Raw genomic sequence first — 14,945 nt, 5'->3', positions numbered from 1 at the left:
TATCGTTCTTTTTAAGACGGATTATGTATGCTGTGAACCTAAAAAAACTGCCCCCTACGCTTAAAAAGCATAAGAGACAGCCTGATTTGTCATTAATTAATGATTTATTATAGCGTTACTCCTGTTTTGAATATGGAGATCTCACGGAAATTATTCTTTTCATTATTAACCCATTCACCGCTGGCCACCGCAATAATATAGTTTATGAAGCTGCGCAGGACCTCATCTGGAGAACCATCTTCCACCAACACACCTGCATTAAAATCGATCCAATGACGTTTGCCTTCATACAATGGGGTATTGGTAGATACCTTCATCGTTGGCACGAATGTACCAAATGGTGTTCCCCGCCCGGTCGTAAAGATCACCAATTGGCAGCCAGCAGCAGCCAGTGCAGAGGAAGCCACAAGATCATTGCCAGGTGCGTTAAGGAGATTTAAGCCTTTATTAGTGATAAGCTCCCCGTACTTGAGGACATCCATAACTGTAGCGTTCCCCGATTTTTGAGTACAACCCAATGATTTATCCTCAAGCGTAGTAATTCCTCCGGCTTTATTCCCTGGAGAAGGATTTTCATATACCGGCTGTTTATAGTCCATAAAATACTGCTTAAAGTCATTAATGAGATCGACAATTTTGTTGAAAATAGTTTCGTCCGCAGCACGTTCCATTAGAATTTTTTCGGCACCAAACATTTCAGGCACTTCTGTCAGTACAGTGGTCCCGCCTTGAGCAGCCATATAATCAGACAGACGTCCAAGGAGCGGATTCGCAGTAATACCGGATAACCCGTCGGAGCCTCCACATTTCAGACCGATCTTCAGCTCGGAGAGTGATACCTCTTCCCGTTGATCGCCTTGGACATTATTATAGATTTCCTTCAGCAGCTTCACGCCTTCTTCAATCTCATTCCCAACCTCCTGGGAGACAAGGAAACGCACACGATCCTCATCATAGCTGCCCAGCATGTCTTTAAAAATATGCAAATTGTTATTCTCACAGCCCAATCCGAGCACAAGCACGCCGCCCGCATTCGGGTGTTTAACCGCGTTAGCCAGAATCGTACGTGTATTGTCATGATCATCGCCCAGCTGGGAGCAACCGTAGTTATGCTTAAGCACGAGCACGTTATCGAAAGGTGCGATATCTCCAACCTCTGCTTTGAAAATATTGATGATCTGCTCCGCCACTCCATTCACACAACCAACAGTAGGGACGATCCACAGCTCATTGCGGATACCTACAGATCCATCAAAGCGCCGATAGCCCTTAAAGGTCAAATTCTCCGCTGCAAAAGGATTCGGCGTCAGCTTCTGCTCAAAGGTATATTCCTCTACCCCTGTTAGGTTTGTCTTAGTGTTATGGGTATGCACCCACTGCCCCGGCGCGATAGACGCTATAGCATGACCAATGGGGTAACCATATTTCAATACATTTTCACCTTCGCTAATGCTGGATAGTGCAATTTTATGGCCTCTAGCGATATCTTCAGTAATTTTAATCTCTTTTGAACCAATCACAATGGTGTCGCCTGCTTTATAGTCTTTTAGTGCAACAGCGACATTATCAGCCTCATTAATCTGCAATACTTCTTTCATCGTCTTGATCATATCATTGTCACCTCCAGGGTATTAGTTGTGTGCCGGTCTCTTCACGAACGCTTTTAAGGCTTGCTTCATGCCATTTTTCTCAATCGCAATCAGTCCTTCTGTCACCTTGTCAGTAAGTCCAGCCACTTCATTCAGGTCACAGCCCCAGCGATTGGTTGCGGCAAGTACTTCGACGGCCAGTGCGCGCAGCCCGGTGTCTGTGCCATCCCATCCTCCCCATAAGGAGGCGAACCATTCCAAAATATCCGCATCATCAGCCAGTTGAATGTTTTCTTCCCCTCTGCGTCCTCTATAGAAGGCAATTAATGCGCTCAATGAGAAGACAAGCTTTTCAGGCAATTGTCCTTTGGCCTCTACATATTGCAGTAAAGAAGGCAGATCTCTTGTCTTAAACTTCGATATAGAATTAAGGGAAATGCTCATCAAGTAATGCTGCACATAAGGGTTCAGGAATCTTTCTAATACCGCGTCTGCAAAAGAATTCAATTCCTCTGCCGGCAGATCCAGCGTTGGAATAATCTCATCATAGATTAAGGACTTCACGTACGCCCCAACCTCTTCGTGCTCAATGGCTTCAGCAACCGTATCAATACCGTACAAATACGCTACTGGTGTCATAGCTGTATGAGCTCCGTTTAAAATTCTCACTTTACGAGTGCGATAAGGGGCCATGTCATCCACCACCAGCACATTAAGACCTGCTAGTTCAGCCGGGAACTCCTTTTTAATCCACTGTGGCCCTTCAATCACCCAAAGATGGAATTGCTCGCCGACAACGACCAGCTTATCCTCATAACCCAGCTCTTCTGTAATCTCGGCAATGCTGTCTCTTGGATAACCGGGAACAATGCGGTCCACCAGACTGCAGCAGAAGGTATTAGCTTCATTCAACCAGTTCACAAAACCTTCTCCAAGATTCCACAGCTCAGCATATTTCAAAATAACCTTTTTGAGCTCATCACCATTCCGGTCAATCAGCTCGCATGGAATGATGATAAAACCTTTAGAAGCCTCCCCATTAAAAGTTTGATAACGTTTGTACAATAAGGCCGTCAGCTTGCCTGGGAAACTACTCTGCGGCGTATCGGTTAACTTGTCACCAGCTTCAAAAGCAATTCCCGCTTCAGTAGTATTAGACACGATAAAGCGCAGCTCAGGGTTCTCAGCCAGCTTCATATACTCCTCATGCTGTGAATAGGGATTAAGCGTCCGCGTAATACAATTAATTACCTCGTGTTCTTTTACAGCCGCTCCGTCTTTAATGCCTTGCAGATAAAGGGTATACAGCCCATCCTGATCATTCAGCATTTCTGCCAGTCCGTTAGCCAATGGCTGTACAACAACCACTCCACCATTGAAATCCGTTTTTTGATTCATGGTATGAATCTGCCAATCTACAAAGGCGCGCATGAAATTGCCTTCGCCAAATTGTAGAACCTTCTCAGGATACTGCTTGTAAGCTGTCCAATTATCACTATTTAATCTTTTCATATTAACGCCTCCTAATAGTAAATGCACACGATAAACTTATTAAATAAACTATATAAAATCATATTTATATTACTAATCAATTAAATATATGCACACGTGAAAATTTTAGATAGCAACCCTTTACGAAGGTAAAGGATTAGGCTGCTATGCGCAGCCTCTACTTCTGCAACTTCCTGACTGATTCTCTGGCAATAAGCTCTGTCTCGATCGAGATTCGCCCGTCTTTTTCTGAGGGTTCCTTGACCAAGCTTAACAGCTGGCGAGCGCCTTGCTCACTAATCTTCTCAATAGGACGTTTGACCGTGGTGAGTGAAGGATTGGCAAAAAGTGAAAACCCAATGTCGTCAAAACCAACAACAGAGATATCATTTGGCACCTGCAGCCCTCGCTCAAACACGCCTTTCATAGCCCCGATCGCCATATCATCATTGGAGCAAAATACAGCCGTCGGTGGCTTCTCGAGATCCAGCAGCTTGCCCATCGCCTCATATCCACTTTGCATATCATAACTACCGCTTATCATGTAGTCATTACGAACAGGGATATTATGGTCAATCAAAGCTTTTATAAAGCCATCTCTGCGTTCCTGTGTGGATTTAAAGCCCTCGACACCTTCAATAATTGCAATGTCTTGATGCCCGTTTTCGATCAGGTATTTGCCTGCATTATAAGCACCTTCCCGGTCGTTCGAGATGATGTTGATAATGGAACGGTCATCAATTTCCCGGTTCAGCACAACGATTGGAATGCCTTGCTGGACAACATGGTAAATGAATTTATTATCTGCTTCACTCTGGCTCATTAGAATAATTCCATCAAAACGTTTGCGATGAATAGAGGAGTAATCCGCATAATCGTCGATCCCACGGATGAACAGATTGTACTCTACATCTATGACCCTATTTACACCACGAATCGTATCAGAGAAGAAACCAGAAGTTGTGCCGTTGGCAATACTCGTGAAGAACAGACCAATGGTATAGGATCGCTGCATCACAAGGCTTTTGGCATTGTAATTAGGGACGTAACCCACTTGCGCAGCGATCTCGGCAATTTTTTTACGTGTGACCTCTTTAATTAGTGGACTATTGTTAAGTGCTCTCGATACAGTTGTATGCGATACATTCGCCAATTTGGCGATATCCTTGATTGTAGGTGCCATGGGTCAACCTTCCTTATTAAACGGGTTTGGCTCTTCCATGTAAGGATATCATAACGATTACCTAGTCACCAATGCCTGTTTCGAGAAATTAAAATAATGATCAGCGTTATTGTAACAGATGTTCTCAATCATACTGCCCAGTAACTCCATATCATCCGGGGCTTCTCCAGCTTCTACCCAAGAGCCTACTAGATCACACAAGATTCTTCTAAAGTACTCATGTCTGGTATACGATAAAAAGCTTCTGGAGTCTGTTAACATCCCAACAAATTGGCTAAGTACGCCTAGATTAGCAAGTGTCTTCATCTGTTCCAGCATGCCGTCTTTATTATCGTTGTACCACCATGCGGTTCCGAATTGAATCTTCCCTGGAATACCGCCGCCCTGGAAGCTACCCATTAGACTGGCAATAACATGATTATCATTAGGGTTCAATGAGTACAAAATGGTCTTAGGCAACGCATTCTCACGATCCAGCGCATCGAGCAGACCCGCCAAAGGCTTAGCAATCACGCCGTCATTGATAGAATCATAACCCGTGTCAGGTCCGAGACGTCCGAACATTACGCTGTTGTTATTCCGTAGCGCATGAATATGGAATTGCATCGCCCAATCCAGCTCGTTATACAATTTGCCGAGGAATACTAGCGTGAATCCTTTATATTTCTTTTCTTCACTCTCACTTACAGTGCCTTCATAAAGTGCTTTAGCGAATATAGCTGTAGCTTCCTCCAAGGTAGTAGGCTCAAACATTACCGCATCCAAAGCATGGTCAGATACACGGCCGGCTCTGGCGTGGAAGAATCTCACTCTGCTCTCCAATGCTGCAAGAAACTGTCCGTAATTCTTAACAGCCATTCCCGAAACTTCGCTTAGCTGAGCTACCCAAGGCTGGAAGGTAGGACGGTTGATTTCAAGCGCTTTATCTGGCCGGAATCCCGGCACAACGCTAGCATTGAATCCACTCAGATTACTGATTTTCTCATGATATTCCAGATTATCTACAGGATCATCGGTAGTACAAACCGTAGTCACCTTCGATTTAATGATCAAATCTCTTGCTCCGTATCCTTCACCCTGTAACTGTCTATTCACTTCATCCCAAATTTTTGGTGCGTTAGCTTCATTCAGCAACTCATATACACCGAAGAAACGTTGCAGCTCCAGATGCGTCCAATGGTATAGCGGATTCCCGATAATCATCGGAACCGTTCTAGCCCAAGCTAAAAATTTATCATAATCACTGGCATCGCCAGTAATGAATTTCTCTTCTATACCGTTAGCGCGCATCACTCTCCATTTATAATGGTCGCCATACAGCCAAGCTTCGGTGATATTGTTGAACGTTTTGTTCTCATAAATTTCTTTTGGACTGAGGTGGCAATGATAATCGATAATGGGCATGTCTTTCGCATGATGATGAAACAGCTTAATTGCGGTCTCGCTCGACAATAGGAAGTTCTCATCCATGAATTTTTTACTCATGAGGTTTGCTGCTCTCCTTTAAGTTCGAATGGGAGTTACACAAAGTTTAACGTGAACATTTATTCAATCGGTCGATTTCTTAATAAATATTTTAAACTTAAAATTATTGCTTATAATAGGGTTTGTGTAAATTGTTCACGTTAACATTATATCTTCATTGTAAACGTATTTTTAAAATGCGCAAGTCTTTTTATAAAGACATTGTTACAGTTATTTTAACTTCCGAGCGGTAATAAATAAACAACATATTTAATATCTGGACACGGCCCTGCCAATATTGAAAAAAGCAGGCAACCCTTTAGAAAAAGGATTACCTGCTTATATGTCATCGGACTAAGATTTCTCGCAAAATTAACTATCCAGTGTTTCGCTCCAGTCATGCACCATCGTACCCTCTAGGTACTTCTCAGCATCCATTGCTGCCATACAGCCGGATCCCGCTGCAGAAATTGCCTGACGATAACGGGTATCCTGCACGTCGCCACAAGCGAATACGCCCGGGATGTTCGTTTCTGTCGTTCCAGGGTTGACCACAATGTAGCCGTTGGTATCGGTCATAATTTGCCCCCCTAAAAATCCGGTGTTCGGCGTGTGCCCGATCGCGACAAACACTCCGTCCGCTTCGATGAGTTCATCAATTCCCGTCTCATTGTTGCGAACCGTCAGCCCCTTAACGCCAGACTCGTCGGTTGTAACCTCAAGCGGTGTACGGTTAAGAGCCCACGATACCTTACTGTTATCCCGTGCGCGAGCCTGCATAATCTTCGAAGCTCTAAGCTCATCACGACGGTGAACCAATGTTACATTAGAAGCGAATCGGGTTAAAAAGCTGGCTTCCTCCATCGCTGAATCTCCACCACCGACGACAATAATCTTTTTGCCACGGAAAAAGAATCCGTCACAAGTAGCACAAGTGCTGACCCCACGGCCCACATTCTCCTGCTCCCCGGGGATTCCTAAATATCTGGCAGATGCACCGGTTGAGATGATCACTGACTCCGCCTCTAATACTCCCAATCCATCTACAGTCACTTTAAATGGACGCTGTGAAAAATCAACTGAATCCACCCAACCATTCTTAAATTCAGCCCCAAAACGTTCAGCCTGCTTGCGCATGTTGTCCATTAAATCCGGGCCTAGAATTCCTTCAGGAAAGCCTGGGAAGTTCTCGACTTCTGTTGTCGTTGTCAGTTGTCCACCCGGTTGCATACCTTCAATCACAAGTGGGTTTAGGTTGGCACGTGCCAAATAAATTGCAGCAGTAAGCCCGGCTGGGCCTGTTCCGATTACAATCGTTTTGTACATAACAGTGGCCTCCTCACAATAGGGTTTATTTAGAAGAAACGGGCCCTTTTTTGGCAAGCATAGCCGCCTTCGGTGCCCCTATAAGGAACATTAGCGTTACGCAAGACATATAAAAAGGGCTCCGTTTCTACGAAATACTACATGATCGATTTAGATATTCTCGGTAAATGGCGGAAGGCTGTCGCTCACACTTCCCTCGAAACTACATTCCTCATCTATGCGCCGAGCATAACGACTGACCATAGAAACGGAAACATTGTAACGCTGGGCTACTTCACGGTAGGTGACCGGCAGGTTATGCGTTTTAGCGATTAGATATTCTAAGGCAGCACACCAGCCATTCGCATGACGGATAAACGGAACATCCGGATAAAGGCTGCTCAGAAATTGCTTCCACAGTAATTCAGCATCTTTTTTGTGGATTGCATCATATCTTCGATCCATCATACTAAGGGTCTGGTCGATAACTTTCTGCCAATCCTCTCTCCATTCCGGCAGTCCCTTCAGACGCGGGGAAGAGGTTTCTTTGACTTCCTGAAGCACATTCTCTTCAGGAACACTTCCAATCAGCCGCTGCAGACTAAGAAGTGCCGCTTCTTGCAGCTTTTCTTCCTGCAAGGGCTGCTGCTTTAGAAGTCCTTGCAGAATTTCGGACATCTCTTCATCTTCGATCCACCGAAGAGCTTCTGTAACCTGAAGCTTCGTATTGGCATCCCCGTAGCGGAGCGCCCAGAAGAAGGAAGAGCGAAGCAGCGGATTGTTCCGTACCTCTTCGGTGAAGCTGCCCTTGTTGTCCTTCCACAGCTTCAGCTGCTCCTGAAAAGGAAGCTGATAGTTGTAGCTGACCAGCGACAGCGTTTTACCTTCCCCCTGCGCCTGCTGCAGCTGAGCCAGAAAAAATCTCGGCACAGCCGATTCCGGATCGAGCTTAACCGCCTTCTGCCAGCAGCGCTGGGCTTCTGTATACAGGCCACTATTGCTGGCAGCTGCCGCACAGTAATGATAGAGACTGGCGTCGCCACCGACCTCTTCATCCTTCAACAGACGTCTAAAATGGCCATAGGCGGTTCTATGGCGTCCCAGAATCCCCATGGTGGTGGCCATTTTGAACAGATGCTCCTGATGAAACGGAATGGTGGTCTCCAGAAGGCGTAACAATCCATCCAGTTGCCCGCGGTCACCTTCATACTGAAGGAAGATCGCTAAGTTACAGAGTGCATGCAAATTCCCGGAATCCAGCTCCAGCACCCGCATAATACATTCCTTAGCTTTGGTAAAACGACCCATGTAAAAATACGCTAGGGCTAGGTTGTTATGTGCCGCCAGGAAGTCAGGCGTATTGCTCACAATCTCTTCAAGCAAAGTGACGGCTTGTGTAAACTTGCCCTCCTCCAACAGTGCTCGGGCTCGCTCATGCTCTATTACACCTTCCCGGCTTCTAATCCGGATAAGTGGAGCAGGACGGTCCAGCTCATATTGCAGCAGCTCCATCAATTCTTCCGATTCGGCCAGAAATTCACCGTTCACATCTTCTTCGAGATAAGTGACGAGTGAGCGTTCTGCCTCCTCATAGCTTTCCATATTGGCGAAGTTGTTAGCCATATAGAAATAACATTCCGTCATTGCCGGATCAATATTCTCCAGTACATGGGTTAAAATATCGTTGGACGCTTCATAATTGCCCATTTCTGATAATACGCCAGCCACGTTGCAATGATTGACCGGATTCTCCGGCTCGTACTCTACAGCTTTGCGAAAATTCTTTAATGCCTTATCATATTGAAAGCGATCCAAGGACCGAACGGCTCTTTCAAAGAAAAAATTGGCATTCAGAGTTACAGGAATCACATTATCATTCCCCAGTTCATACTCTGAAGTTCTCTCAATCATGGAAGCAAGGCACCTCCCTTATAAGAAGCTTCCTTATACTAACGAAAAATAGGAGGGCGGCGCCCTATGGGGTATGCCGGAGCTCCATCCTTAATCGCTATTCCGTTCCCTTATTGGGCGCGGGTATCTCCACACAGTATACCACATGTGACAGCGAGAATCTCAAGTTGAGAAAGACTCTACCACTCTGCTTACAACATCTTTTTTGACAAAAAATAAAAAAGACGGGGAATTAAATTCCCGCGTCTCTAAATAGCTTATCGATCGAACCACCCTCGAGGATGATGTGTGTGGCCTGAGCAAGCATCGGTGCAACAGATAATACTGTAAACCGACTTGAATGGTCATCAGGTAGTGCAATAGAATCTGTCGTAACCACTTCCTGAATAGAAGGATGGTCAAGCCGCTGTAGCGCGGGCCCTGAGAATAATCCGTGTGTCGCGCAGACAATACTGTCCTTCGCACCTCTCTCCTTCAGGCCTTCTACCACATTCACAATGGTCGTCCCAGTATCGATCAGATCCTCAATAATGATAGGTGTCCGTCCCTCGACATCACCAATGACATGAGTGATTACCGATTCATTATGGGCTGGGCGCTTCTTGATCATAATGGCAAAAGGTGAATCCAGCTTATTCGCCAGCTTCTCAGCCATAGACGCACGCCCTGCATCCGGGGAAACAATGACCAGGTCAGACATTGCCTTGGCTTTCAAATGGCTGCTGATCAAATCGAGTGCAGTCAGATGATCGACCGGAATGTTGAAAAAGCCTTGAATCGCCGCTGCGTGCAAATCGATGGTGATTACGCGGGTTGCTCCAGCGGTCGTCAACACATCAGCCACCATCTTAGCCGAGATCGGCTCACGAGGTGCGGACTTCCGCTCCTGCCGAGCGTACCCATAATACGGCACAATAATGTTCACTGTACGAGCCGATGCCCGTTTGGCAGCATCTATCATCACCAGCAGCTCCACGAACATCTCATTAATGGGATGCGAAAGGGATTGCACCAAAAATACGTCGCAGTTCCGGATGCTTTCTTCGTAATGCACGTAAATCTCGCCGCTCATGAAGCGGGTCAGCTTTATCTGCCCCAATTCAACACCAAGTCGCTCCGCAATATCAGCCGCTAACTTTGGATTCGACGAACCGGAAAAAATACGTAATTGTTGATGATGCATAATACCCTCCTGCGGATTATAAATTATTATAGTTTGAACTGAACAGTGGTACGGCGGCGTCCCTCAAATACAGCCAGCTCACGAAAACCAGTCTGCCAAAGCATACTACGCGCCTCTTGCAGCCCGTCCCCCAGCTTGGCAGGATCATGTGCATCGGAGCCTAATGTCAGCGGTATGCCGAGCTTTAGGGCCTCCTGTAGCAGATGCTCGGCCGGGAACATCTCAGCGCAAGGCTTCGTAAGTCCGGATGCATTCAGCTCCATGGCGATTCCGCTATCCGCTATAACCTTTAAGGTCTCTAGCTCCAGCGCCCTTACCTCAGCCGTGCCCTCCGGTGTTTGTGGGCCATAACCGAACCGTTTAATAACATCCATATGTCCTATAATATCATATAATCCCGATAACGCCGACTTCTTTACCGCATCGTAATAAAGACGATATACCTGTAGCGCATCTTTGCCTTCCCAACCATGAACCTGGCGGTGATCCGTAATATCCCACTCCCCAAGAAAATGCACAGAACCTATAAGATAATCCCATGGATACGGCGACAAAATCTCGCGAATTTGCTCTTCATAGCCTTCGATATAATCGGCTTCCAGCCCCACCCGCAGATCTATGACTCCACGGTAACGCTCCTTTAGGGTTAGACATTCCTCCACATAACGAGGCAGCTCAGCCATTGGCATAGCCATTTCTGGATAATAGCTGGCGGGATCTACGTGGATGAGCGGCAAGTGGTCGGATAATCCCAGCTGCTGAAGTCCAAGCTCTATCCCGCGCTGTACATACTCCTCAAGCTTACCCACGGCATGGCCACAGCGTTCATGATGCGTGTGGTAATCAATATGCATCACTCAGTCCTCCCTTAGTACTGATCCCGGCGTGGGCGTTCGTGACGGGTACTCAACTCTTCCATAATCTCATCCAGTGGAAGCTTGCGCTCTTGCAGCAATACCAACAGATGATAGATCAGATCACTGACCTCAAGACGCAGCTCGGCGTTATCTTTATTTTTGGCGGCAATTATGGTCTCGGAAGCTTCCTCGCCTACCTTTTTGAGGATCTTATCCACGCCTTTATCAAACAGATAAGTGGTATACGCGCCTTCCGGGCGTTCCACTTCCCGTTCAGCAATCACACGCTCCAGCTCACCAAGAACAGCAAAACGCTCACCATCCGTCAGACTAGACACTGATTTCGAAGCATCCGTTGTTGGGTTATTCAAAGGAATCTCACGGAAAAAGCATGACGTAGCTCCAGTATGGCAAGCTGGTCCTTCAGGCACAACCTTCACGAGTAGTGTGTCGCTATCACAATCATAGGATATGGAGGTAATAGCTTGTGTGTTGCCTGAGGTTCCGCCTTTCTGCCAAAGTTCGCTGCGCGAGCGGCTCCAAAACCAAGTCTGGCCACTCTCCAGTGAGAGCTGTAACGATTCGGAGTTCATATAAGCAACCATCAGTACCTCTAAACTGCTAGCATCCTGAACAACGGCAGGCACCAGACCCGCTTCATTCCAGCGAATGCCTGCCAGAGCTTCTTTTTGGCTTAATGTGGTATTGTTTTGTGTTTCGCTCATCGGATTTCTACCCCTTTTTGCTTCAAATCTGCCTTTAAATCATTAATTGCAATCTCTTTATAGTGAAAAATGGTCGCCGCAAGTCCCGCATCGGCTTTCCCTTCCGTAAATACATCGTAAAAATGCTCCTTCTTCCCAGCGCCGCCAGAAGCAATCACAGGAATACTGAGCAAATCGCATACTGCCGAGGTTAGCTTCAGGTCGAAGCCGTCTTTTGTGCCATCTGCATCCATGCTAGTGAGCAAAATCTCGCCTGCGCCCAGCTTCTCAGCTTCTTTAGCCCAAGCCAGAGCACGGATGCCGGTGGGCTTACGCCCGCCATGAGTGTAAACTTCCCATTCACCAAAAGCCTCATTATATTTAGCATCTATCGCTACTACAATACACTGGGAGCCAAATCGGCGAGCACCGTCCAAAATTAACTGAGGATTAGTGATGGCTGCCGTATTAATGCCGATTTTGTCTGCGCCTGCACGAAGAATCCTTTTCATATCATCAGTTGTAGAGATCCCTCCACCCACTGTAAAAGGAATGGCAATCTCACCAGCGGTCTGCCGCACAACCTCGATCATCGTTGCTCTACCTTCTACGGAAGCCGATATATCGAGAAACACAAGCTCGTCTGCGCCCTCGCGGTCATACAGCGCCGCTAGCTCTACCGGATCTCCAGCATCACGCAGATTCACAAAGTTAACGCCTTTGACTACCCGTCCATCCTTAACGTCAAGACAGGGGATGATACGTTTTGCTAACATTATGAAATCCCCCTTTCTTTAAAAAGCGTTTCAAGCACCTAAAGTGTGTCCGTCCCCCTAAAGCCCTCTTAGCCCAGGGGGAGCCCAAGGGCCCCTGCCCTTTGGAAACCTCGATTGTTGGCATGGCGGATCATAGCCCATCCGGCTGAACCATAGCCCACACGACTGAACATGTGCTATGATCGCTAACCCCTTCGTAGCCGCTTCCTTGACCCATAACACCTTCATGTTCCGCGGTTTTGGCCCTTATGTGGTCGGAAGGGCTCGCGCCACCTGCAAGCCCACGAGTATTTAGTTGCACAACGTGCAGTTATTTTATCAGCCTTTTTGCAAGCTACTCTTTTAACTGCATTTCGTACAACTAAATCTGGGGATGAGCTTATAAATCAACTCATCTCTGAGTTATAGCTGCACGAAATACAACTAAATTAGCTAATCAGCTCTAAATGTGAAAAATAGCTGTATAAAGTACACTTAAATCATCATCCGAGGAAAAATACCCTTCCCGCCGCCTCATTACGCCTATTGTAGCAGATTGTGCAGCGGGTTTTAGCTAGCGGGTAACCTCCATTTTCACAGGTATTAAAATTTCACCGGATCCCTCGTTGAAACAGCGCTCAAGTCGTTACGCCATTCGTAATGAGATGAGATTTTTGCAAAGTGAAAACACATTAGCTAGTTGGGTTTGTTGCTTTTTTGGCCAGCTGGTTTGTTTTAGCTCTTTTGTTGGTTTGTTGCTTTGTTATTAAGCCCTTTTGCTGGTTTGCTGGTTTGTTCGTTTAACTTTTGCTAGTTTGCTTCTCTGTGCGTTCATTTAATTATTATTAGTTACTCATTTACTGTTACGTCTATTTCTTTAACCCACTGCTCATTTACTAGTTCATCTATTGTCTTTTTGTTCATTCGCTCGTTTATTAATTAGTTTGGTGATTTAGTGATTTGTGTTCACTACGTTACTGTTAAGTCTATTTCTTTAACCCACTGTTGGTTCTGTCTGTTTCATTAATCCACTATTCCTTGGCTAGCTCATGTCGTCTTTTTGTTCATCCGCTCATCAATTAGCGCGCTCGCCCAACGCTATTTCTGCCCAAGCGCTCGCAAAGCTCCAGAAAGATCAATATTGCCCGTATATAACGCCTTGCCAACAATAGCTCCGCCTACACCGCTGCCGCTGTGCACGTTCAGACGCAACAGATCATCAAGACTGGTGACTCCGCCGGACGCGATCACAGTTTTACCGCTGGCCTGCGCCATGGACAGGATACCGTCCACGTTCGGTCCCTGCATCATCCCGTCGCGGGAGATGTCGGTGTAAATGAATGTCTCGGCTCCTTTTGCCGCCAATTCCTTGGCAAGAGCTTCAGCACGTACTTCAGAGGTATTCAGCCAGCCGTGTGTCGCAACATAACCGTTGCGCGCATCAATGCCGATCGCGACTTTATCGCCGTATTTTGCCAGTACCTCTTCGGTAAAAGCATGATCATTAATCGCAGCAGTACCGATAATGACGCGGCTAACGCCAAGTCCGAGCAATTTCTCTACGTCCGCAAGATTGCGAAGACCGCCGCCCACCTGCACAGGAACGTTAGCATTAGCAGCAATAGCACCGATAATCGCATCGTTCACAGGATGACCCGCTTTCGCACCATCTAAGTCCACCAAATGAATGAACTTTCCACCTTGCTCTTCCCATGATTTTGCCACCTTTAGTGGACTATCATTGTATATCGTTTCCTGATTGTAATCCCCCTGCTGCAGCCTGACGCATTTTCCATCCCGGATATCAATCGCCGGATATACAATAAAAGAAGACATTTGGCGCTCCCCACTTTCGTTACATTATATTTATAGCGTGACTTACGCCCGCTCTCTCTTAATCTTTAAAAAATTACCCAGCAGCTTGATTCCTAGCTCTCCGCTTTTTTCCGGATGGAACTGCATACCGAACACATTATCTTGCCCGACAATAGCTGTAACTGGGTAACCATAATCTGTGACGGCCAGCAGATCACTCTCTTTTGCTACAAGCGCGTGATAAGAGTGGACAAAATACACATGCCCCTCCTCAAGGCCAACAAAAAGCGGATTCTCCGGCTGTCTAAAGCTAAGCTTGTTCCACCCCATATGCGGCACCTTATAGCCATCTCTAGGAGCGAACCGCACCACTGAACCCGAGAGAATATCTAGCCCCTCATGGCTGCCATGCTCTTCACCGGTGCTAAACAACAGCTGCATACCAAGACAGATCCCAAGCAGAGGCTGCTCACCAGCGGCTACCTGTTTGACGACAAGATCCAAACCATTCTCCCGCAGATGCCCCATCGCATCGCCAAATGCACCGACACCTGGCAGAATGACACTATCAGCAGCGAGAATTTGCTCGGCATCACCCGTCACTACACACTCATAACCGAGACGTTCTACCGCCTTACTCACACTGTGCAGGTTGCCCATGCCATAATCGACGATTGCAACAGTCATC

Annotated in this window: 12 protein-coding genes; all 12 read right to left on the bottom strand. The window is 46.6% G+C overall.

Annotated elements, in window-relative coordinates:
• Positions 1-107 precede the first annotated feature (107 nt).
• Positions 108-1,598 carry an altronate dehydratase family protein gene (locus NST58_RS00850; protein WP_076219204.1) on the bottom strand — a complete coding sequence of 497 codons (1,491 nt, stop codon included), beginning with the start codon at positions 1,596-1,598 and terminating at the stop codon, positions 108-110.
• 33 nt (positions 1,599-1,631) lie between these two features.
• Entirely contained in the window at positions 1,632-3,101 is a 1,470-nt protein-coding gene (locus NST58_RS00845) for a tagaturonate reductase (RefSeq protein ID WP_076280345.1), read from the bottom strand.
• Positions 3,102-3,258: 157 nt separating this feature from the next.
• On the bottom strand, positions 3,259-4,263 hold the full coding sequence (locus NST58_RS00840) for a LacI family DNA-binding transcriptional regulator (RefSeq protein WP_076105201.1): 1,005 nt from the start codon (positions 4,261-4,263) through the stop codon (positions 3,259-3,261).
• Positions 4,264-4,320: 57 nt separating this feature from the next.
• The gene (uxaC, locus tag NST58_RS00835) at positions 4,321-5,748 is read right to left on the bottom strand and encodes a glucuronate isomerase (protein WP_076192647.1); all 1,428 of its coding nucleotides are present in this window, start codon (positions 5,746-5,748) and stop codon (positions 4,321-4,323) included.
• A gap of 351 nt (positions 5,749-6,099) precedes the next feature.
• Complete coding sequence (gene trxB / locus NST58_RS00830; protein ID WP_339245652.1) at positions 6,100-7,053, bottom strand: thioredoxin-disulfide reductase; 954 nt, start codon at positions 7,051-7,053, stop codon at positions 6,100-6,102.
• Between the two features lie 150 nt (positions 7,054-7,203).
• Positions 7,204-8,943: a tetratricopeptide repeat protein gene (locus NST58_RS00825; protein ID WP_339245649.1), complete on the bottom strand. Its 1,740-nt coding sequence runs from the start codon at positions 8,941-8,943 to the stop codon at positions 7,204-7,206.
• Positions 8,944-9,175: 232 nt separating this feature from the next.
• The gene (locus NST58_RS00820; protein ID WP_036687083.1) at positions 9,176-10,126 is read right to left on the bottom strand and encodes a ribose-phosphate pyrophosphokinase; all 951 of its coding nucleotides are present in this window, start codon (positions 10,124-10,126) and stop codon (positions 9,176-9,178) included.
• A 26-nt stretch (positions 10,127-10,152) separates the two neighbouring features.
• On the bottom strand, positions 10,153-10,980 hold the full coding sequence (gene hisJ / locus NST58_RS00815) for a histidinol-phosphatase HisJ (protein WP_248549206.1): 828 nt from the start codon (positions 10,978-10,980) through the stop codon (positions 10,153-10,155).
• Positions 10,981-10,994: 14 nt separating this feature from the next.
• Positions 10,995-11,708: a bifunctional phosphoribosyl-AMP cyclohydrolase/phosphoribosyl-ATP diphosphatase HisIE gene (hisIE, locus tag NST58_RS00810; protein ID WP_339245645.1), complete on the bottom strand. Its 714-nt coding sequence runs from the start codon at positions 11,706-11,708 to the stop codon at positions 10,995-10,997.
• Positions 11,705-12,463 (bottom strand): imidazole glycerol phosphate synthase subunit HisF, encoded by a 759-nt coding sequence (hisF, locus tag NST58_RS00805; RefSeq protein ID WP_036687077.1) that lies wholly within the window; start codon positions 12,461-12,463, stop codon positions 11,705-11,707. The genes hisIE and hisF overlap by 4 nt, the downstream gene beginning before the upstream one ends.
• 1,077 nt (positions 12,464-13,540) lie before the next feature.
• Positions 13,541-14,278 (bottom strand): 1-(5-phosphoribosyl)-5-[(5-phosphoribosylamino)methylideneamino]imidazole-4-carboxamide isomerase, encoded by a 738-nt coding sequence (gene hisA, locus NST58_RS00800; protein ID WP_076126839.1) that lies wholly within the window; start codon positions 14,276-14,278, stop codon positions 13,541-13,543.
• 42 nt (positions 14,279-14,320) lie between these two features.
• Positions 14,321-14,944: an imidazole glycerol phosphate synthase subunit HisH gene (hisH, locus tag NST58_RS00795; protein WP_076126837.1), complete on the bottom strand. Its 624-nt coding sequence runs from the start codon at positions 14,942-14,944 to the stop codon at positions 14,321-14,323.
• Position 14,945 lies beyond the last annotated feature (1 nt).

It is taken from the genome of Paenibacillus sp. FSL R10-2796, assembly GCF_037965315.1.
GTDB lineage: Bacteria > Bacillota > Bacilli > Paenibacillales > Paenibacillaceae > Paenibacillus_AQ > Paenibacillus_AQ odorifer.
This window is presented reverse-complemented; position numbering and strand designations above follow the sequence as displayed.

What these genes read in the sequence shown, in the direction of transcription:
- hisA (WP_076126839.1), bottom strand. Translation starts at nt 14,278, where the DNA reads ATGTCTTCTTTTATTGTATATCCGGCGATTGATATCCGGGATGGAAAA.
- NST58_RS00820 (WP_036687083.1), bottom strand. Translation starts at nt 10,126, where the DNA reads ATGCATCATCAACAATTACGTATTTTTTCCGGTTCGTCGAATCCAAAG.
- NST58_RS00840 (WP_076105201.1), bottom strand. Translation starts at nt 4,263, where the DNA reads ATGGCACCTACAATCAAGGATATCGCCAAATTGGCGAATGTATCGCAT.
- NST58_RS00845 (WP_076280345.1), bottom strand. Translation starts at nt 3,101, where the DNA reads ATGAAAAGATTAAATAGTGATAATTGGACAGCTTACAAGCAGTATCCT.
- hisF (WP_036687077.1), bottom strand. Translation starts at nt 12,463, where the DNA reads ATGTTAGCAAAACGTATCATCCCCTGTCTTGACGTTAAGGATGGACGG.
- NST58_RS00825 (WP_339245649.1), bottom strand. Translation starts at nt 8,943, where the DNA reads ATGATTGAGAGAACTTCAGAGTATGAACTGGGGAATGATAATGTGATT.
- NST58_RS00850 (WP_076219204.1), bottom strand. Translation starts at nt 1,598, where the DNA reads ATGAAAGAAGTATTGCAGATTAATGAGGCTGATAATGTCGCTGTTGCA.
- hisH (WP_076126837.1), bottom strand. Translation starts at nt 14,944, where the DNA reads ATGACTGTTGCAATCGTCGATTATGGCATGGGCAACCTGCACAGTGTG.
- trxB (WP_339245652.1), bottom strand. Translation starts at nt 7,053, where the DNA reads ATGTACAAAACGATTGTAATCGGAACAGGCCCAGCCGGGCTTACTGCT.
- hisIE (WP_339245645.1), bottom strand. Translation starts at nt 11,708, where the DNA reads ATGAGCGAAACACAAAACAATACCACATTAAGCCAAAAAGAAGCTCTG.
- hisJ (WP_248549206.1), bottom strand. Translation starts at nt 10,980, where the DNA reads ATGCATATTGATTACCACACGCATCATGAACGCTGTGGCCATGCCGTG.
- uxaC (WP_076192647.1), bottom strand. Translation starts at nt 5,748, where the DNA reads ATGAGTAAAAAATTCATGGATGAGAACTTCCTATTGTCGAGCGAGACC.